This is a genomic window from Paenibacillus lacisoli (assembly GCF_030580655.1).
GTDB lineage: Bacteria > Bacillota > Bacilli > Paenibacillales > Paenibacillaceae > Paenibacillus > Paenibacillus lacisoli.
Window position 1 is genome coordinate 1 of the sequence record NZ_JAUQTB010000015.1, and the last position, 17587, is coordinate 17587.

A 17587-nucleotide genomic window follows, 5' to 3' on the forward strand; every position below is an offset into this window, starting at 1 on the left:
AAACCCCGCTCGACTTGCATGTATTAGGCACGCCGCCAGCGTTCGTCCTGAGCCAGGATCAAACTCTCCAATAAAGTATTGAAAAGAGCGATAAGCTCATTTTGAATCTGACGAGATATAAATCTCATTGTTTGCTGTTACTTTCGTAACAGCGATACTCACTCGTTGTTCAGTTTTCAAAGATCAAGCATTTCACTTTCGCTCATCACCGCGTTTCAGCAGCGACTTTAATAATATATCATGTTAAGTTCGTTTTGGCAAGAGATTTTTTTATTCTTTTCAATCTCTTATTCTTTCAACCATCTTTTAATGAATATTGTCAAAAGCGGAACGAGAATTAATTTATCACATTTTGTAATGCTAAGTCAATAACTTCTTTACTTATTGTTTCACTTGGGGAAAACGTCCGCTTCTTGCATACTTGGATAGTTCTTTGGGCGGAGCAAAACGGGCGTACATCCGGAATACAGTCTTGTAGCGATTGGCAATCGCACGTCGGATATCCTGGTCCAGCCGGGTATCTGTCAGATCCAGCAGCATTTCATCCAGTTCCTTACGCAGCACATAGTCAAGTTCTTTGCATTCTTTATCGTTGAAGAGCATACCCAGCATTAGTCCTGGCCTCCTTTAAAATGATTTCTGGTTATCCTTAAATCCATGTAAGAACGACAATTCAGAGGTGTACCCTTTTTTTAACCTGAACCCAACATTTTAAATCGCAGCTCAAGCCGCAAATTTGCTATACCAGCCTCTATGCAGCTTCCTGTATTCTTCGTCCCGCAAGTTGACAGGGGATCCCTATCGTCCATAAAGAATTGATGTATCCCCCTATTGGTATGCTCAACTTTTGGTAAAATTATGAATGCAAGTTGCAGATATTTATCTGCCGACCAGTTGATAAGTAAGTGTACTCTCGATAACAGCAGCTGCAAACAGCAGGATAACGACCCAGACGGAAGCAGTCCCTGCTTGTCTAAGCATCGGTTTCCAGCCTCTTCCCCCTCTCTCATAATCGAAATCCTTTTTGCCGCGGATCGCCCACCAGAGCGTTCTCCCGAACTGCAGCCCAAAGGCGCAGGCAATAATTAAAGCCGGTATTTCGATAATTCCATGCGGCAGCAGCCCTTTCACAATCAGCTCAGTCACTCCCGCTCCATTCAAGTCCGCCAGACGAACAACAAAGCCTACTACCATTCCATTAATAACGAGGAAGATCAGAGGACCAATACCAAACAAAGCCCCCAGGAAAATGATGATGACACTCTTGATCGCGTTATTAAGAAAAATAAATATAAAGAAGCTCAGCTGAACGTTATCCGATGTTTCCAGCTTCTCACGGACCTCTGTCAATCCTTGCAGCTGTTGAATCAGCATGTCACGAAAGGTCTCTGCGCCGTACCAGCCGGCACCTAGGGATACCGCAAAAACAGCAGCCGCAAACAACAGTACGTAACGCAGACTGGTCAAATCCTTAATGAATGTACTAAAACGAAGCATATTCTCCTCCTTCAGATGATTGGGAATAAGTAACGGGTACAGGCATATTATTTAGAGTAAACAAGCTGAGGTGAACAAGCAACTTTATCGTGGAGAGGGGCGATTTAAGGCATGAACCAGTTTTTCTATGTACTGAATGGCAAAAAAATAAAAAGGATGCTGCTGGTTGCTGCAGCGGCCGTCTTTGCTCTCGGTGTCATCTATCTGGAGTCCGACCATGTGACCGTGTTTTCTGAACAGGCACCATCCGCTGTATACAGCGTCCCAACAGACAAAAAAGTGATCGCATTGACCTTCGATATTAGTTGGGGTGACAAACGCGCTGAACCGATCCTGAAGGTGCTGGAGGACAACAAAGTGGAGAAAGCGACCTTCTTCCTCTCCTCTCCTTGGAGTAAAACACATCCAGAGCTAGTAAGCACCATGAAGGAGCGCGGGTACGAAATCGGAAGTCACGGATACAAGCATGAAAATTACAGCACACTAACAGACGAAGATATCCGCAAGCAGATCAACACAGCCGATGTTATGCTGTCTGAACAGCTTGGACAGAAACCGAAGCTTATTCGTCTTCCTAATGGTGATTTTGACAAGCGGGTACTCCAGACCGCAGCCAATTTGGGTTATACAGTTGTTCAGTGGGATACGGACTCCCTTGACTGGAAAAATCCCGGAGCCCAAAAAATAGCAGATCGTGTGATCTCCAAAGCGCACCCCGGGGACATCGTCCTTCTTCATGCAAGCGACTCCAGCCAGCAGACACACGAAGCCCTTCCTGTTATTATTGACCAGCTCCGCAAGCAGGGATACACCTTCGTCACGGTCTCGGAACTCATTAATCAAAGCACAGCCAAGGGCAAGGAGGTCCGCGATCAGGCCTCCGTTCAGCGTGCAATTGAAGATGCAGCAGGTTTGTAATCGAATATGAATTCTTTCGGAGAAGGGCTAAGGGATTAGCTCTTTTTCCATTGGATACATCAGATGAAAAGCAAAACTTGGACAACATAAATCTCATTGTCTCCTCACATACTACATCCAGTATTCATAAAGGAGGAGCAGCCATGAAGCGGACGGTGTACACGATGCTTGGCATCATTTGCAGTCTTAGCGTGCTTCTGGCCGGATGCGGTTCTGATCAAAGCTACTCGCCTCCGCAAGCCAGTTATAAAGAAATGAAAACCATGGTCGTCGATATCCTCAAGAGTGATGACGGTAAAAAAGCAGTGGAAGAAGCTTTAACCGGTAAGAGCAGCAGTTCGGGCGGAGAGTCTGGCAGCGGCGGCAGTGGAGGCTCTGGCGGTGGAAGTATCGGCATGAAAATGTTAATGCCAAGCCAAAGCCAGGATCAGATTCGTATTGCCGTCAAAGATACATTGACCGCACCCGAATATAAAAAAGAAATTGAAAAAATTATGACAGACCCCACCTTTGCCGGGGAATTTGCCAAAGCCATCAATTCCCAGAGCAAGCAGCTTCATATGCAGCTGATCAAGGACCCCACCTACCAAAAGTCAGTTGAAGAAATGATGAAGTCACCGGAAGTCACCAAAATGTTCCTGGACCTCACTAAAACATCTGAATACCGAAAACAGTCGATGACCATTATGCAGGACGCTATGCAGAACCCGCTTTTCCGCATGGAGGTTCTCACCCTCTTGAAATCCGTAGTACAGGACGAGCTTCAGCCTAAAGTAGAGAAAGGCGGAGGTGGAGAAGGCGGGCAGGGAGGCCAGGGTGATCAGGGTCAAGGTAAAGAAGGCAGTGACAAGCAGAATGGAGAAGGCGGCAATAATCAAGGCGGCGGCTCCTAACCGATAATACCATCAAAAAAAGCCTGCAGCTGCTGCAGGCTTTTGGGCTGATCCCGATTGATTATATCGTGTGGTCAGCCTTCTTTATGTTCACATTGCTTAATCACCTGCAGAGCGAGCTCGTTGTACAGCTCCCCGGTTTCTGTAGATGATTTGTAGACTGAAGGTGAAAAATCCGGCTCAGACGGATGATTATCCGGTGCTCCCAGTGGAATCTGGGCCAGCAGGCTGGTGTGCAGGCTCTCCGCCAGCCGGCCGCCGCCGCCGCGGCCGAATACATAGTCTTTCTCTCCGTTGGAATTAAGGTAATAAGACATGTTCTCCACAATCCCCAAAATCTCATGATCCGTCTGCAGGGCCATCGCGCCCGCCCGCGCGGCTACGAAGGCTGCAGTAGCATGTGGTGTCGTTACAATGATCTCCCGGCTCTGCGGTACCATCTGGTGTACATCAAGGGCTACATCCCCCGTGCCTGGCGGCAGATCGAGAAGGAGGTAGTCCAGCTCTCCCCAATCCACGTCGCTAAAAAATTGACGGAGCATTTTGCCAAGCATGGGTCCGCGCCAAATGACCGGATTGTTCTCGCGGATGAAGAAGCCCATAGACATCACCTTTACGCCATATCGTTCAACAGGCTGAATCCGATCGTCAATGACGGCAGGTCCCTCTTCAATACCCATCATATCCGGAACACTAAAGCCATAGATATCTGCATCAATCAACCCTACACGTTTCCCCTGGCGAGCCAGTGCAGCCGCCAAATTGACAGTTACGGTTGACTTGCCTACTCCCCCTTTACCGCTTGCAACTGCAATAAAATGGACATCCGGTGAATTCAGCAGTTCATTACGCTCCATTCCTGCGGCATGTCCTTTACGAAGGACTTCCTCATCTGTAGGTTCTTCTGTTCCAAGGACAGTCTGACGTTCATGCTCAGACGCTTCACGAAAACGGATATGTACGCCTTCTGCGCCAGCTCCAGTAAGCGTCTGTTCAACAAAAGCCCTGATCTCTGACTGCTCCTGTTCATCCAGAGACAAGCATACGACCGTTAAAGATATATGGTTCTCTTTAATCATGATATCTCTAATAAACTGAAGCTCACTCAAGCTTTGCCCGCTGTGTTTCTCTGTCAGCGGCTGTAACAACTGAAGCACTTGTTCTTTTGACAGCACGATATCAGCACCTCTGCTCTATGAATGAATTAGGAACATTGACTAGATGTGCTCATTATAGCACTAGAGGGCTGGCGTTGACGATGGCTTGGCTTTTTCCCCGGAACTGTAACGCAGAATACCTTTATACACAGCTGCCGCAACTTTCCGCTGATATTCCGGGTTTCCCAGATTACGAGCTTCCGCCACATTGGATAAGAAGCCGACCTCTACTAAAGTAGATGGAATCTGGAGGGCCTGCAGAATGTATTTGGAGTCAAGTGTCTTGGCTGCACGGTCTGTATTTTCCAGGTTACGCCGGATTTCTTCCTGAATCAGATTAGCCAGATCCGCGTTGCCGGGACGATCCGGATAGTAAAAGGTCTGTGCTCCGCTCCAGCGGCTGGAAGGTATACTGTTCATGTGAATACTTACAAACAGGTCCGCTTTATGCTCTTCGATCAGCCGTACACGCTGTTTCAAGTCCTCTGTCTTCCGTTTGGAGTACCCTTTAGTCCCCGGCTGGGCCAAATCCCGGTCTTCTTCCCTTGTCATATAGACGATCGCACCAGCCTGCTGCAGATAATCCCGTAAATAAAGAGCGATGGCCAGGTTAATATCCTTTTCGATGATGCCTTCCTTGCTGACCGCTCCACCATCCGGCCCGCCATGACCCGCATCCAGTGCAACGACTTTACCCGACAGCGGCAGATTCCATGGCTTGGATGCCTTGGAGGACGGCACCTCATACATCACTACCCCTGCAAACAGCGCCAGCAGACACATCCCCAGCAGCAGCCTTTTGATTGTCTGCAGCCGGATCCATACTGTTACCTTCTTATTACTTGGCAATTTATTCACGCAAAAAACACCTCGCCCCATACAGACTCTAACTCATCTATATGGGACAAGGCGTTTAAATATGCCGTATGTTGTTATTGCGCTGGCTGATGTTCCACCATACCTTCGATCAGGATTTGAGCTACCTCAGGGCGTGTGAACTCAGGTGGAGGGCATACACCATCCCGCAGCAGTGCCCGGACTTTTGTTCCCGACAGGGTCAGATGCTCTTCTTTTGGATGCGGGCAAGTTTTGCTGGAAGCCATGTTGCCGCATTTTTTGCAAAAGAAGCTATGTTCGAAGAACAGAGGCGTTATGGTCAATTCTCCCGGGGTAAACTGTTTGAAGATCTCCTGCGCTTCGTAGGTTCCGTAGTAATCGCCTACACCTGCATGGTCTCTCCCCACAATGAAATGGGTGCATCCGTAATTTTTGCGCACAATGGCATGAAAGATCGCTTCACGTGGACCTGCATACCTCATTGCCGCAGGGAAAACACCAAGAAACGTGCGATCCTCCGGATAGTAATGTTTCAGCAGCTCCAGATAGCTCTTCATTCTTACATCTGCCGGTACATCATCCGATTTGGTCTCACCTACCAGCGGATTAAGGAACAAAGCGTCTACGATCTCCATCGCACTCTTCTGGATATATTCATGAGCCCGATGAACCGGATTACGAGTCTGAAAGCCTACAACCGTTCTCCAGCCATTCTTTTCAAACTGAGCACGCGTCTCTCGGGGATCAAAATAAAAATCCTCAAACTTTGCAGGCTTAGGACGATTCAAGACCTGCACCGGACCTCCCACATATACAGAAGGACGTTCATTCAGCTTACGAACACCAGGATGCTCCGGATCGGACGTTTTAAATACGGACAAGGCCTCCTGCTCCTGATCGACACGGTAAATACTCTCCACTTTAATGACACCATAGATCACTTGATCCTCTTCACCCACCAGGGCTACCTGCCCGCCGATCTGAAGACGCTGGGAGAGCTCTTCATCCACAGCAAGCGTAATCGGAATACTCCATACAGTCCCATCGCTCAAACGCATGTCAGCAAGTACACGCCGGTAATCCTGCTCATTCATAAAACCGGTTAACGGCGAAAATGCTCCTACTCCAATAAGATCAAGATCCGAAATCGTCCACGTATTAATAGCAATCTTCGGGCTCTGTTCAGCAGCCGCAAGCAGACGCTCACGCTCACTTCCTTCTGCAATCCGATTAATTAGTTGGCCACCGTGCGGCAGGATGCCTGTCATAACAATACCTCCAAAAATCGATTATTTATGAAGTCCACATTCTGTCTTGTCGTTACCAGCCCAACGGCCCGCTCTAGGGTCTTCCCCTGGCTTAACTTCTCGTGTGCAATATTCACAGCCGATGCTTGGGAAGTTGCGGTCATGCAGCGGGTTATAAAGGACGTTGTTCTCACGAATATACGCCCATACGTCTTCAGATGTCCAGCTTGCCAGCGGATTAAATTTGACCAATCCAAACTTCGCATCGTATTCGACTTTCTTGGCATTAGCCCTGGTAGGTGCCTGATCGCGGCGAATCCCTGTAATCCAGGCGTCGTATTGGGACAAGATCCGGGTCAACGGTTCCACTTTGCGGATATTACAGCATGCATTCGGATCACTCAGCCACAGACTTTCTCCATGCTGCAGCGCTTGTTCCTCCGGTGTAATTAAAGGAGATACTCTAACAAACTCCATATTATATTTTTGCATCATCTGATCACGGGTTTCGTAGGTTTCCTGGAAGTGAAAATCCGTATCCAGATAAAAAATATCCGTCGATGGACTAATCTTCTGCAGCATATCCACCAGCACAACATCTTCTGCCCCGAAGCTGCACGCGAACGTGATGTTCGGGAATGTCTGAACGGCCAGTGTCAAAATTTCTTGCGGTGTCGCCAGTTCCAAGTCTACTGCCTGCTGTCCGATCCATTGCTCTTTCTCCAATAAGTTCATTTCCAGAAAACCTCCATCTTGTGAAGTCAGACTTATATCCTACTAAATTAATGTGATTAATGTAATTATAGTCCATTCCAACTTAATGTCAATATAAAATAAAGTCTGAAAACAAAAAAAGAGCCTCCTCCATAAAGGAGAAGACTCTTGGAAAGACATATTAACGTTTGGAGAACTGTGGCGCACGACGAGCGGCTTTGAGGCCGTATTTTTTACGTTCTTTCATACGTGGGTCACGAGTCAGGAAGCCTGCTTTTTTCAAAGCTGGACGGTACTCTGGATCTGCTTTGAGCAGAGCACGGGAGATACCGTGACGGATTGCACCGGCTTGACCGGAGATACCGCCGCCATTAGCGATAACCAGAACATCATATTGACCGATAGTTTCAGTCAGGTTCAGTGGTTGTTTAACGATCAGTTTGAGTGTTTCCAAACCGAAGTATTCATTGATATCACGTTTGTTGATGACAATGCGTCCTTCACCCGGTACGAGACGTACACGTGCTACCGAGTTCTTACGACGACCTGTCCCATAGTATTGTACTTGTGCCATGAAACTGTCCTCCTTTTAATTATCCGCGAAGTTCGTAAACTTCTGGTTTTTGTGCAGCATGTGGATGCTCAGTGCCTTTGTAAGCTTTCAGTCTCAGCTTCATTTTCTCGCCCATGCGAGTCTTAGGAAGCATTCCGTATACAGCCAGTTCCAGCATACGCTCAGGTTTGTTGGCGATCATGTCTTTAGCAACAGTGACTTTCAAACCACCTGGGTGCAGGGAGTGACGATAGTATTTTTTGTTATCCATTTTCTTACCAGTCAACACGATTTTCTCAGCATTGATTACGATCACGAAATCGCCGCCGTCCACGTGAGGAGTAAAGGATGTTTTGTGTTTGCCGCGAATCAGAGCAGCAGCTTCGCTTGCCAGACGGCCAAGCGTTTTGCCTTCAGCATCGATGATGTGCCATTGGCGCTCAACTTCACTTGGCTTCGCCATGTACGTAGTACGCATGAAAAGGTTCCTCCTTAAATTCGTTCATTAATCGGTTTATAACCATTTATCTTCGTTCATTTGATAACACAATGTTGATGGATTATATGTTGCTTTTTGTGATGATCTCAATTGGGGCTGTGGGAAAGCCATTAAGAAAACACAACTTATATATTACATGATAAGTGTTGTTTCCGCAAGCAAAAATTCAATCATTTTCGCTATTAAAATGATATTCCACACTCCACAGCATTAATGCATGTGCAACAGCTGTTGGCCCGGCCTTGGAACGGTCTTTGGCAGCAAGAATACCCGGAATATCGTCCGGCGATTTCTTGCCTTCGCCAACCTCAATCAGCGTCCCCATAATAATCCGCACCATGTGCTGCAAAAAGCCGCTGCCTGTAATATAGGTGTCGATGATGCCCTGATCATCAGAGCCAGGACGTGAGTAGGACATATCGACCTTCATATGTGCATCAAAGATCGTACGGACATGATCTGTCTTCTGTGACCGCCTCGAGGCGAACGAAGTATAGTCATAGGTACCGATCAAATGCTTCAGTCCTTCTTCCATAGCAGCTACATTCAGCTGTGTAGGATGATGAAACTGTGTGCGCCGATGAAAGATATCCGGGAACCGGTTCGCATTGATGCTGTACCGATACGTCTTCTTCTTGGCCAGACGGCGTGAATGAAAAGATAAAGGAACCTCTATCGCATCCGTCACAATAATATCCTGAGGCAGACGCGCATTAAGTGCCAGACACCAGCGGCGCAAGGGAATCGGAGACTCTGTCAGGAAGTTAAAAACCTGGCCATAAGCATGCACTCCTGCATCCGTACGGCCTGATCCCGTAATCTTGAGTTTCTCCCCTGTCAAAGAGTAGATCGCCTCTTCAAGAAAATCCTGAACCGTGTTCCCGTCCGGCTGTGTCTGAAAACCGTTATAGGCAGTTCCGTCATAATTCACTTTCATACACAAATTCCGCATGATTCTCACACCTTTGTTCATACTACAAGATACACAAAACCTACATTAGACAGCACTTCAAGCGGCTCAAATGAAAAGAGAAGCCCCTTACGGAGCTTCTCACACAAGAGAAAAAAAGGGCTTGTTCAGAATCAGCCGATCCTGTCCACCCTTTCCTCACCCTCGCCTGTTCTACGCGCGGTCAACCAGTTCCAGATATACCATTGGAGCGGCATCGCCACGACGAGGTCCCAGTTTCAGGATACGAGTGTATCCACCTGGACGCTCAGCGTAACGTGTAGCCAGTTCGCTAAACAATTTTTGGATTGCATCCTGCTCACCATCAATAGTTTCACGGCGTACATACGCAGCTACTTGACGACGTGCATGCAGATCTCCTTGCTTAGCTTTGGTGATCAGCTTTTCAGCGATAGAACGAACTTCTTTAGCTTTCGCTTCTGTAGTTTGGATACGCTCATACAGGAACAGATCCGTTACCAAGTCGCGAAACAACGCTTTACGGGCACTGGAGTTACGGCCCAACTTTTGATATGCCATGATTACCCTCCTTCACACAAACGCTCTACTGACTATTCTTCCGTCCGGAGACCCAAACCGAGCTCTTCCAGCTTCTCTTGTACTTCTTCCAAAGATTTACGACCCAGGTTACGCACCTTCATCATATCCTCTTCGGATTTCGTAGTAAGTTCCTGAACCGTATTGATACCTGCGCGTTTCAGGCAGTTGTAGGAACGGACAGAGAGATCCAGCTCTTCGATCGTCATTTCGAGCACTTTTTCTTTTTTGTCTTCTTCTTTTTCAACCATGATTTCAGCGTCTTTCGCTTCGTCAGTCAATCCTACAAAGAGCATCACATGCTCCGTCAGGATTTTAGCGCCGAGGCTAACCGCTTCTTCAGGTCTGATACTTCCGTCGGTCCATACTTCAAGCGTCAGCTTGTCGTAGTTGGTAACTTGACCGACACGCGTATTCTCCACGCCATAGTTAACGCGGGAAATCGGGGTGTAGATGGAGTCGACAGGGATGACGCCGATCGGTTGGTCATCGCGTTTGTTCCGATCCTGCTTAACGTAGCCGCGACCTCGATTGGCAAAAATACGCATGTGAAGTCTCGAACCCGGACCGAGCGTTGCAATATGAAGATCCGGATTAAGAATTTCCACATCGCTGTCCGCACGAATATCTCCTGCCGTAATAGCTCCTTCGCCTTCAACATCCAGTTCGAGCACTTTCTCCTCGTCGGAATGAATTTTCAGCGACAAAGCCTTCAGGTTCAAGATGATTTCCGTTACGTCTTCCATCACGCCTGGTACTGTTGAGAACTCATGAAGAACCCCATCGATTTGAACCGATGTCACTGCCGCACCCGGCAATGAGGACAAGAGGATCCGGCGAAGCGAGTTGCCAAGCGTCGTACCGTATCCGCGTTCCAGCGGCTCAACCACGAATTTCCCGTAGCTGCCATCTTCGCTGACATCTACTGTCTCAATTTTCGGCTTTTCGATTTCAATCACTGCAATACCCCTCCTTCAAAACGTCGCTCCTATATGAAACATTCACCTTATCAAGTGTAACCATGCAGTACGCCTAATCAACCATTATGACCTAATGTTATGATTTTATACTACACGTAAGGGGCAAATCTCATTAGACACGACGACGTTTTGGAGGACGGCATCCATTGTGAGGAACTGGAGTTACGTCTTTAATCAGGTTAACTTCCAGACCAGCTGCTTGCAGGGAACGAATCGCTGCTTCGCGGCCAGCACCAGGACCTTTAACCATAACTTCCACGCTCTTCATGCCATGTTCCATTGCTGCTTTAGCTGCAGTTTCTGCTGCCATTTGAGCTGCGAATGGAGTCGATTTACGGGAACCACGGAATCCAAGACCGCCGGAGCTTGCCCAGGAAATTGCGTTACCGTGTGGATCAGTAATCGTAACGATCGTATTGTTGAATGTGGAGCGGATATGAGCCACGCCAGATTCAATATTTTTACGGTCACGACGTTTTGTACGTACGACTTTTTTTGGTTTAGCCATTGAATGTTATCCTCCTTTCTTATTTCTTTTTGTTTGCTACAGTACGACGAGGACCTTTACGCGTACGAGCATTTGTTTTAGTACGTTGACCACGAACAGGCAATCCACGACGGTGACGAATACCGCGGTAGCAGCCGATTTCAGTCAGACGCTTAATATTTAAGGAAATTTCACGACGCAGGTCGCCTTCCACTTTCACCGTTTTGTCGATCGTTTCACGTAATTTGCTCACTTCATCTTCAGTCAGATCACGAACACGAGTGTCTGCACTGATGCCTGCTTCTTTAATAATTTTCTGAGAAGTCGTCTTACCGATTCCGAAAATGTAAGTCAAGGCGATCTCAACGCGTTTGTCACGTGGCAAATCCACACCAGCTATACGAGCCATTTACGCTACACCCCCTTCTTTAACCTTGTTTTTGTTTGTGTTTCGGGTTTTCACAGATAACCATTACGTTGCCTTTGCGACGAATGACTTTGCATTTTTCGCAGATAGGCTTCACAGAAGGTCTTACCTTCATGTTTATTACCTCCTCAAAGTTTTACCAAAAGTAAAACTGGCCTGACTATGCAGCCTAGTTTTGCAGAGCAAAACTCTCATTATAAGGATTCACTGGTTCTACCGAAGTAAAACCATTCACACAACCTTTATAGCATACCTCTCTTTTAACAAAAAGAAAAGGGTCTTTGACAGCATACACGTTTCTATATCAGAAACGCAAGCCACCTATTTACGGTAAGTGATCCGACCTTTGGTCAAATCGTAAGGTGATAGCTGAACTACCACTTTATCCCCAGTCAAAATACGGATGAAGTGCATCCGCAGTTTACCGGAAACATGAGCGAGAATTTGATGACCGTTCTCAAGCTCAACCTTAAACGTTGCATTCGGCAGCGGCTCAATTACCGTGCCTTCTACTTCAATTACATCTTCCTTGGCCACAGTCAGTCTCCTTTCTCTTCAGCTTAAGTTTCGGTGGACTGCTCGAACATCGCTACTGCGTGACGCAGCTTTCCGTTCGTAACCCGACCGCTTTCATTTAAACTATTTACAACCTCGCTGCTAATCATCGTCTGGAACGCCAAATGAGAAACATTTTTCTTCTTTGGCTGATCAAACTTGCGTTTGTCTCCATCCGCGATATACACGAATCTGCTGTCAGCAATGGCAACAACGACTGCTACCTGATCGGCATCTCTGCCTTTCAGAATTTTCACGAGCTGACCGATCTGCGGGTTGAGATTATTCATCTGATCACCTACACGTCCAGTTTTGTGAAAATTTCCAGACCGTCCGGTGTCACAGCCACTGTATGTTCAAAGTGAGCACAGAGTGAACGATCCACCGTCACGACTGTCCAATTGTCATCCAGGGTCTTCACATGACGTGAGCCTGCATTCACCATCGGTTCAATCGCAAGTACCATCCCCGGCTTCAACCGAGGGCCCCGATCTGCAGGACCGTAATTCGGAATTTGCGGCTCTTCATGCAGTTCCCTTCCTATGCCGTGACCGACATATTCACGAACGACCGTAAAGCCCGCATCTTCAATGTACTTCTGTATGGCATGAGATATTGTAAACAAGCGCGTTTCCGGTTTGACAAGCGCCAGCCCCGCATAAAGCGAGCCCTCGGTTATATCCAGCAGACGCCGTGCCTCCTCCGATATGTTACCAACCGGGTAAGTCCACGCCGAGTCTCCATGATAACCCCGATACTGCGCGCCGATATCAAACGTAACGATGTCGCCTTCGTTTAATTTGCGTTTACCGGGAAATCCGTGCACCAGTTCCTCGTTCACTGAAGCGCAAATGCTCGCAGGAAAACCGTTGTAGCCTTTAAAAGACGGCACAGCACCTTGACTGCGAATGTACTGATCAGCCATATCGTCAAGTTCTCCAGTCGAGATACCCGGTTGGATATGCTTTTCCAGGAGGCGGTGACATTCCGCTACGATCCGGCCAGCTTCTCTCATAAAGCCGAGTTCCGTGTCGGACTTACAGATGATCATTCCATTAACCCCGCAGTAAGGATATCAGTTCATCGGAAACGGCATGAATATCCTGATCTCCATCTACCTGGCGCAGGAGATGTTTGCTGTCATAAAAAGCGAGCAGAGGTTGTGTCTTGTTGTCATACTCATTCAGCCGCTTTTCTACACTCTCTTCGTTGTCGTCAGAACGCTGGTACAGTTCCCCACCGTCTTTATCGCAGATGCCTTCCACTTGTGGAGGATTAAAGACCACATGGTAAGTGGTACCGCAGACTTTGCAGATGCGTCTTCCCGTGATGCGAACCATCAATTTCTCACGGTCCACTTTGAGGTTAACAACATGATCCAATTTTGTGTTCAAACGAGCAAGAATTCCTTCAAGCGCTTCGGCCTGAGAAAGGGTTCTTGGAAACCCGTCCAATAAGAATCCTTTTTTACAGTCAGGTTGCTGCAGCCGTTCTTCTACAATACCGATCGTAACATCGTCCGGTACCAACAAACCTTGATCAATATATTCCTTGGCTTTAACTCCTACCGGAGTTCCCTGCTTGATCGCCAGACGAAAAGCATCACCTGTCGAGATATGAGGAATACCGAGTTCATTCACAATGACTTCCGCTTGTGTACCTTTGCCGGCCCCAGGAGGGCCCATGATTAGAATATTCAATTCCTGTCACTCCCCCCAAGAAGGCCACACACAAGAAACAGCACAATAGGTGCCGGAAAGGATAAACCTAGCCGGTACCTACAGTTCTATTTATTGATGAAGCCTTTGTAATGACGTTTAATCAGTTGGCTCTCAATCTGTTTCATCGTATCCAGTGCAACACCGATAATAATGAGCAGTGAAGTACCGCCAATCTGTACAGTCTTAGGCAGACCGGACAAGGCGCCAAACACTACAGGCAGGATCGAGATCACTGCCAGGAAAATAGCACCGGTCATCGTCAGACGTGTCATTACACGAGTCAGATATTTCTCGGTTGCTTTACCCGGACGGATGCCCGGAATATAACCGCCATTTTTCTTCATGTTATCAGCCATTTGCTGCGGGTTCATCTGCACGAATGTGTAGAAGAACGTGAACCCGAGGATCATGACAACATACACTGCAATACCCAGCGGCGCATTCAGGGACAAATTAGCCGTAACCCATTTAGCCCATTGATGCGTCGACCAGAAGTTGGCGATGATTACCGGGAACTGCAGCAGCGACACGGCAAAGATTACCGGGATAACACCTGCAGCATTGATTTTCATCGGGATATGCGTGTTTTGACCGCCATACATTTTGTTGCCTACAACCCGTTTTGCATATTGAACCGGAATTTTCCGGATCCCTTGTTGAATAAAGATAACCCCTACCACAATCAGAACGAGCACAATAGCCACAATGATTACTTTCAATACATTCATGAAGATTTGATCTGCCTGAATGAATTGGGATTGAGCTGTGTTACGGATATGTCCCGGAATCCCTGCAGCAATACCTGCAAAGATCAGAATGGAAATACCGTTCCCGATGCCCTTCTCCGTAATCTGTTCGCCAAGCCACATCAGGAACGAAGTACCTGCTGTAAGGACAATTGCAATCAGAAGGTAATCGACAAACGTCGCGTTCGGAACCATCGTCGCATTATAGAGACGGTTAAATCCGATCGCTGTGCCGAAAGACTGGATCAAGCTCAGGACCACTGTTAGATAACGAGTGAGCTGTGCTGATTTCTTCTTGCCGTGCTCCCCTTGTTTTGCCCATTCCGCCAGCTTAGGAATAACGTCCATGGACAAAAGCTGTACGATAATGGATGCTGTGATATATGGAATAATCCCAAGGGCGAAGATCGAAAATTGGAACAGCGCGCCCCCAGAGAATGTGTTCAAGAGTCCGAACAGCTCACTACCTGCCTGATTCTGAGCTTCAAATACCGACTTATCCACCCCTGGAACAGGGACGAAAGCGCCGATACGATAAACGATCAAAACCAGCAGTGTAAATAAGATGCGGGTACGGAGATCTTGAACATGCCATATATTCTTAAGGGTTTTGAACATTAGATCACCTCGGTTTTACCGCCGGCAGCTTCAATTTTCTCTACCGCAGATTGAGAGAACTTATTAGCCTTCACAGTCAGTTTGACTGTTACTTCGCCGTTACCGAGAATCTTGATGCCTGATTTAGTGTTGTTAACTACACCGTTCTCGACCAAAAGCTCTGGAGTCACTTCTGTACCTGCTGCAAAACTGTTCAGATCCTCGATGTTAACAATCGCATACTCTTTGCGAGTAGGATTCACGAATCCACGTTTTGGCAAACGACGATACAATGGGTTTTGACCACCCTCGAAGCCCGGACGAACACCACCGCCAGAACGAGCGTTTTGTCCTTTATGACCGCGACCAGATGTCTTACCAGTACCGCTACTAGTACCGCGACCTACGCGTTTGCGTTCTTTGCGGGATCCAGGAGCAGAGGAAAGCTCATGTAACTTCATCGTTCGTTGCACCTCCTTAAGTATTGTGGGATAAGCGAATGCTTATCCTTGAATTTCTTTAACGGATACCAAGTGAGATACTTGGTTAACCATCCCACGAATCGCAGGATTATCGTTATGAACTACAGTATGGTTAATTTTGCGCAAGCCAAGCGTTTTCACGGTCGTTCTTTGTGTTTCAGGACGGCCGATCAACGAACGCACAAGGGTAATCTCCAATTTAGCCATGATATTCCCCTCCTTAGCTCAGCAGCTCTTCGACGGATTTGCCACGCAATTTCGCTACATCTTCAGCGCGTTTCAAGCGGGACAAGCCTTCCAAGGTCGCATTGACCATGTTCATGGAATTCGAAGAACCCAAAGATTTTGTCAAGATATCGCCTACACCAGCCAGTTCCAGAACAGCACGCACTGGACCGCCTGCGATAACTCCAGTACCTTCCGATGCTGGTTTCAACAGCACGCGGCCTGCACCGAACTTACCTGTAACCAAGTGTGGAATCGTTGTTCCTACGAGTGGAACGTGAACCAGGTTTTTCTTCGCATCTTCAATACCTTTGCGAATCGCATCAGGTACTTCGCCAGCTTTACCGATACCAGCGCCTACCCAGCCATTGCCGTCGCCGACAACAACCAATGCGCTGAAGCTGAAGCGACGTCCGCCTTTGACAACTTTAGCTACACGATTAATATTTACAACTCTTTCAGTCAGTTCTAAAGTGTTAGGATCTACACGCAAGTCGTTAACCTCCTTTTAAAAATGTCTTAGAATTCAAGGCCTGCTTCGCGAGCAGCATCAGCCAGCGCTTGAATACGTCCATGATACAGGTAACCGCCGCGGTCAAAGATAACAGCTGTTACACCTTTGTCCTTCGCACGTTTAGCGACCAGTTCGCCAACTTTACGAGCGGACTCCACGCTGCCACCGTTTTTGATATCAGCGCTCAGTTCTTTATCCATAGTCGAAGCTGCAGCCAGTGTTACACCAGCTACGTCATCGATCAATTGAGCATAGATGTGTTTGGAAGAACGGAACACGTTCAAACGAGGACGTGCTGCAGTTCCTTCAATTTTCTTACGTACACGCAGATGTCTTCTGACACGCGCTTTGTTTTTGTCTTGTTTCGTAATCATCTTTTCGTTTCCTCCCTTCAGAAGCTGTTCAAAGCTTCATATTAAGCCGCTTGGGGTATATAAGAAACACGATACTTTCCAATCGGAAAACCGCACCAAAGCAGGTAAGAAAGCTTACTTCTTCTTACCAGCTTTACCTTCTTTACGAATGATGCGTTCGCCTTCGTACTTGATACCTTTACCTTTGTAAGGCTCAGGTTCACGAACGGAGCGAATTTTAGCTGCGTATGCACCTACGCGCTCTTTATCGATACCACGAACGATGATCTTCGTGTTCGAAGGAACTTCGAACTCGATCCCCGGCTCTGGAGTGATTTCAACAGGATGGGAGTAACCTACGTTCAATACGATTTTATCCCCGGATTTGCTTGCACGATATCCGACCCCAACCAACTCAAGGGATTTTGCGAAACCTTCAGTTACACCGCTCACCATGTTGCTGACAACACTGCGTGTTGTACCGTGCAAAGAACGGTGAGTTTTGTTATCGGAAGGACGTTCTACGAGAATTTCGTTGTTCTCAACGGTTACCTTCATGTCTTTGTGAAGCTCACGAGTCAAGGAACCTTTAGGTCCTTTAACAGTGATTGCTGTGTTGTTCAGTGTGATGTCCACACCACTAGGTACTGTGATTGGTTTACGACCAATACGAGACAT

General features: G+C 47.4%; 26 protein-coding genes and 1 rRNA gene. 2 read left to right on the forward strand and 25 right to left on the reverse strand.

Annotation, left to right across the window (positions count from 1 at the left end):
* The 3 genes from Q5741_RS18135 to Q5741_RS18145 all read right to left on the reverse strand — a co-directional run.
* Positions 1–74 (reverse strand): 16S ribosomal RNA (locus Q5741_RS18135); the annotation flags it as partial.
* Between the two features lie 307 nt (positions 75–381).
* Positions 382–612: a hypothetical protein gene (locus Q5741_RS18140; protein ID WP_305025537.1), complete on the reverse strand. Its 231-nt coding sequence runs from the start codon at positions 610–612 to the stop codon at positions 382–384.
* A gap of 267 nt (positions 613–879) precedes the next feature.
* Complete coding sequence (locus Q5741_RS18145; RefSeq protein WP_305025538.1) at positions 880–1497, reverse strand: stage II sporulation protein M; 618 nt, start codon at positions 1495–1497, stop codon at positions 880–882.
* 111 nt (positions 1498–1608) lie between these two features.
* Here Q5741_RS18145 and pdaB point away from each other — a divergent pair, with 111 nt between their 5' ends.
* Together pdaB and gerD are read left to right on the forward strand one after the other, a co-directional pair.
* Positions 1609–2415, forward strand: a complete 807-nt coding sequence (pdaB, locus tag Q5741_RS18150; RefSeq protein ID WP_305025539.1) for a polysaccharide deacetylase family sporulation protein PdaB — start codon at positions 1609–1611, stop codon at positions 2413–2415.
* Positions 2416–2558: 143 nt separating this feature from the next.
* A complete protein-coding gene (gene gerD / locus Q5741_RS18155; RefSeq protein WP_305025540.1) occupies positions 2559–3308 on the forward strand; it encodes a spore germination lipoprotein GerD in 750 nt (249 codons plus the stop codon).
* Positions 3309–3382: 74 nt separating this feature from the next.
* Here gerD and Q5741_RS18160 read toward each other — a convergent pair whose 3' ends face one another.
* The 22 genes from Q5741_RS18160 to rplF form a co-directional block, all read right to left on the reverse strand.
* Positions 3383–4483, reverse strand: a complete 1101-nt coding sequence (locus Q5741_RS18160; protein ID WP_305025541.1) for a P-loop NTPase — start codon at positions 4481–4483, stop codon at positions 3383–3385.
* A gap of 63 nt (positions 4484–4546) precedes the next feature.
* Positions 4547–5323: an N-acetylmuramoyl-L-alanine amidase CwlD gene (gene cwlD / locus Q5741_RS18165; protein ID WP_305025542.1), complete on the reverse strand. Its 777-nt coding sequence runs from the start codon at positions 5321–5323 to the stop codon at positions 4547–4549.
* A gap of 74 nt (positions 5324–5397) precedes the next feature.
* On the reverse strand, positions 5398–6570 hold the full coding sequence (gene sat / locus Q5741_RS18170; protein ID WP_305025543.1) for a sulfate adenylyltransferase: 1173 nt from the start codon (positions 6568–6570) through the stop codon (positions 5398–5400).
* 21 nt (positions 6571–6591) lie between these two features.
* A complete protein-coding gene (locus Q5741_RS18175; RefSeq protein ID WP_305025544.1) occupies positions 6592–7284 on the reverse strand; it encodes a phosphoadenylyl-sulfate reductase in 693 nt (230 codons plus the stop codon).
* A gap of 160 nt (positions 7285–7444) precedes the next feature.
* Positions 7445–7837 carry a 30S ribosomal protein S9 gene (gene rpsI, locus Q5741_RS18180; protein WP_305025545.1) on the reverse strand — a complete coding sequence of 131 codons (393 nt, stop codon included), beginning with the start codon at positions 7835–7837 and terminating at the stop codon, positions 7445–7447.
* Positions 7838–7856: 19 nt separating this feature from the next.
* Positions 7857–8294 carry a 50S ribosomal protein L13 gene (rplM, locus tag Q5741_RS18185; RefSeq protein WP_305025546.1) on the reverse strand — a complete coding sequence of 146 codons (438 nt, stop codon included), beginning with the start codon at positions 8292–8294 and terminating at the stop codon, positions 7857–7859.
* Positions 8295–8481: 187 nt separating this feature from the next.
* Positions 8482–9267: a tRNA pseudouridine(38-40) synthase TruA gene (gene truA, locus Q5741_RS18190; RefSeq protein WP_305025547.1), complete on the reverse strand. Its 786-nt coding sequence runs from the start codon at positions 9265–9267 to the stop codon at positions 8482–8484.
* A gap of 171 nt (positions 9268–9438) precedes the next feature.
* Positions 9439–9804 carry a 50S ribosomal protein L17 gene (gene rplQ, locus Q5741_RS18195; protein ID WP_305025548.1) on the reverse strand — a complete coding sequence of 122 codons (366 nt, stop codon included), beginning with the start codon at positions 9802–9804 and terminating at the stop codon, positions 9439–9441.
* Between the two features lie 32 nt (positions 9805–9836).
* Complete coding sequence (locus tag Q5741_RS18200) at positions 9837–10781, reverse strand: DNA-directed RNA polymerase subunit alpha (protein ID WP_305025549.1); 945 nt, start codon at positions 10779–10781, stop codon at positions 9837–9839.
* Positions 10782–10914: 133 nt separating this feature from the next.
* Positions 10915–11310: a 30S ribosomal protein S11 gene (gene rpsK / locus Q5741_RS18205; protein WP_068537278.1), complete on the reverse strand. Its 396-nt coding sequence runs from the start codon at positions 11308–11310 to the stop codon at positions 10915–10917.
* Positions 11311–11329: 19 nt separating this feature from the next.
* On the reverse strand, positions 11330–11698 hold the full coding sequence (gene rpsM, locus Q5741_RS18210; RefSeq protein WP_305025550.1) for a 30S ribosomal protein S13: 369 nt from the start codon (positions 11696–11698) through the stop codon (positions 11330–11332).
* 19 nt (positions 11699–11717) lie between these two features.
* On the reverse strand, positions 11718–11831 hold the full coding sequence (rpmJ, locus tag Q5741_RS18215) for a 50S ribosomal protein L36 (protein ID WP_003333770.1): 114 nt from the start codon (positions 11829–11831) through the stop codon (positions 11718–11720).
* Between the two features lie 206 nt (positions 11832–12037).
* Complete coding sequence (infA, locus tag Q5741_RS18220) at positions 12038–12253, reverse strand: translation initiation factor IF-1 (RefSeq protein ID WP_006212898.1); 216 nt, start codon at positions 12251–12253, stop codon at positions 12038–12040.
* Positions 12254–12276: 23 nt separating this feature from the next.
* Positions 12277–12561, reverse strand: a complete 285-nt coding sequence (locus Q5741_RS18225) for a KOW domain-containing RNA-binding protein (RefSeq protein ID WP_305025551.1) — start codon at positions 12559–12561, stop codon at positions 12277–12279.
* Between the two features lie 8 nt (positions 12562–12569).
* On the reverse strand, positions 12570–13322 hold the full coding sequence (map, locus tag Q5741_RS18230) for a type I methionyl aminopeptidase (RefSeq protein WP_305025552.1): 753 nt from the start codon (positions 13320–13322) through the stop codon (positions 12570–12572).
* Between the two features lie 4 nt (positions 13323–13326).
* The gene (locus Q5741_RS18235) at positions 13327–13971 is read right to left on the reverse strand and encodes an adenylate kinase (protein WP_305025553.1); all 645 of its coding nucleotides are present in this window, start codon (positions 13969–13971) and stop codon (positions 13327–13329) included.
* Positions 13972–14057: 86 nt separating this feature from the next.
* Positions 14058–15356, reverse strand: coding sequence for a preprotein translocase subunit SecY (secY, locus tag Q5741_RS18240; RefSeq protein WP_305025554.1), 1299 nt, complete (start codon positions 15354–15356; stop codon positions 14058–14060).
* Positions 15356–15796: a 50S ribosomal protein L15 gene (gene rplO / locus Q5741_RS18245; RefSeq protein WP_305025555.1), complete on the reverse strand. Its 441-nt coding sequence runs from the start codon at positions 15794–15796 to the stop codon at positions 15356–15358. The genes secY and rplO overlap by 1 nt, the downstream gene beginning before the upstream one ends.
* A gap of 42 nt (positions 15797–15838) precedes the next feature.
* A complete protein-coding gene (rpmD, locus tag Q5741_RS18250) occupies positions 15839–16024 on the reverse strand; it encodes a 50S ribosomal protein L30 (RefSeq protein ID WP_305025556.1) in 186 nt (61 codons plus the stop codon).
* Between the two features lie 13 nt (positions 16025–16037).
* On the reverse strand, positions 16038–16535 hold the full coding sequence (gene rpsE, locus Q5741_RS18255; protein WP_305025557.1) for a 30S ribosomal protein S5: 498 nt from the start codon (positions 16533–16535) through the stop codon (positions 16038–16040).
* 26 nt (positions 16536–16561) lie between these two features.
* Entirely contained in the window at positions 16562–16930 is a 369-nt protein-coding gene (rplR, locus tag Q5741_RS18260) for a 50S ribosomal protein L18 (RefSeq protein ID WP_305025558.1), read from the reverse strand.
* A 114-nt stretch (positions 16931–17044) separates the two neighbouring features.
* Positions 17045–17587: a 50S ribosomal protein L6 gene (gene rplF / locus Q5741_RS18265; RefSeq protein ID WP_305025559.1), complete on the reverse strand. Its 543-nt coding sequence runs from the start codon at positions 17585–17587 to the stop codon at positions 17045–17047.

What these genes read in the sequence shown, in the direction of transcription:
- Q5741_RS18140 (WP_305025537.1), bottom strand. Translation starts at nt 612, where the DNA reads ATGCTGGGTATGCTCTTCAACGATAAAGAATGCAAAGAACTTGACTAT.
- Q5741_RS18145 (WP_305025538.1), bottom strand. Translation starts at nt 1,497, where the DNA reads ATGCTTCGTTTTAGTACATTCATTAAGGATTTGACCAGTCTGCGTTAC.
- pdaB (WP_305025539.1), top strand. Translation starts at nt 1,609, where the DNA reads ATGAACCAGTTTTTCTATGTACTGAATGGCAAAAAAATAAAAAGGATG.
- gerD (WP_305025540.1), top strand. Translation starts at nt 2,559, where the DNA reads ATGAAGCGGACGGTGTACACGATGCTTGGCATCATTTGCAGTCTTAGC.
- sat (WP_305025543.1), bottom strand. Translation starts at nt 6,570, where the DNA reads ATGACAGGCATCCTGCCGCACGGTGGCCAACTAATTAATCGGATTGCA.
- Q5741_RS18175 (WP_305025544.1), bottom strand. Translation starts at nt 7,284, where the DNA reads ATGAACTTATTGGAGAAAGAGCAATGGATCGGACAGCAGGCAGTAGAC.
- rpsI (WP_305025545.1), bottom strand. Translation starts at nt 7,837, where the DNA reads ATGGCACAAGTACAATACTATGGGACAGGTCGTCGTAAGAACTCGGTA.
- rplM (WP_305025546.1), bottom strand. Translation starts at nt 8,294, where the DNA reads ATGCGTACTACGTACATGGCGAAGCCAAGTGAAGTTGAGCGCCAATGG.
- truA (WP_305025547.1), bottom strand. Translation starts at nt 9,267, where the DNA reads ATGCGGAATTTGTGTATGAAAGTGAATTATGACGGAACTGCCTATAAC.
- rplQ (WP_305025548.1), bottom strand. Translation starts at nt 9,804, where the DNA reads ATGGCATATCAAAAGTTGGGCCGTAACTCCAGTGCCCGTAAAGCGTTG.
- rpsK (WP_068537278.1), bottom strand. Translation starts at nt 11,310, where the DNA reads ATGGCTAAACCAAAAAAAGTCGTACGTACAAAACGTCGTGACCGTAAA.
- rpsM (WP_305025550.1), bottom strand. Translation starts at nt 11,698, where the DNA reads ATGGCTCGTATAGCTGGTGTGGATTTGCCACGTGACAAACGCGTTGAG.
- rpmJ (WP_003333770.1), bottom strand. Translation starts at nt 11,831, where the DNA reads ATGAAGGTAAGACCTTCTGTGAAGCCTATCTGCGAAAAATGCAAAGTC.
- Q5741_RS18225 (WP_305025551.1), bottom strand. Translation starts at nt 12,561, where the DNA reads ATGAATAATCTCAACCCGCAGATCGGTCAGCTCGTGAAAATTCTGAAA.
- map (WP_305025552.1), bottom strand. Translation starts at nt 13,322, where the DNA reads ATGATCATCTGTAAGTCCGACACGGAACTCGGCTTTATGAGAGAAGCT.
- secY (WP_305025554.1), bottom strand. Translation starts at nt 15,356, where the DNA reads ATGTTCAAAACCCTTAAGAATATATGGCATGTTCAAGATCTCCGTACC.
- rplO (WP_305025555.1), bottom strand. Translation starts at nt 15,796, where the DNA reads ATGAAGTTACATGAGCTTTCCTCTGCTCCTGGATCCCGCAAAGAACGC.
- rpmD (WP_305025556.1), bottom strand. Translation starts at nt 16,024, where the DNA reads ATGGCTAAATTGGAGATTACCCTTGTGCGTTCGTTGATCGGCCGTCCT.
- rplR (WP_305025558.1), bottom strand. Translation starts at nt 16,930, where the DNA reads ATGATTACGAAACAAGACAAAAACAAAGCGCGTGTCAGAAGACATCTG.
- rplF (WP_305025559.1), bottom strand. Translation starts at nt 17,587, where the DNA reads ATGTCTCGTATTGGTCGTAAACCAATCACAGTACCTAGTGGTGTGGAC.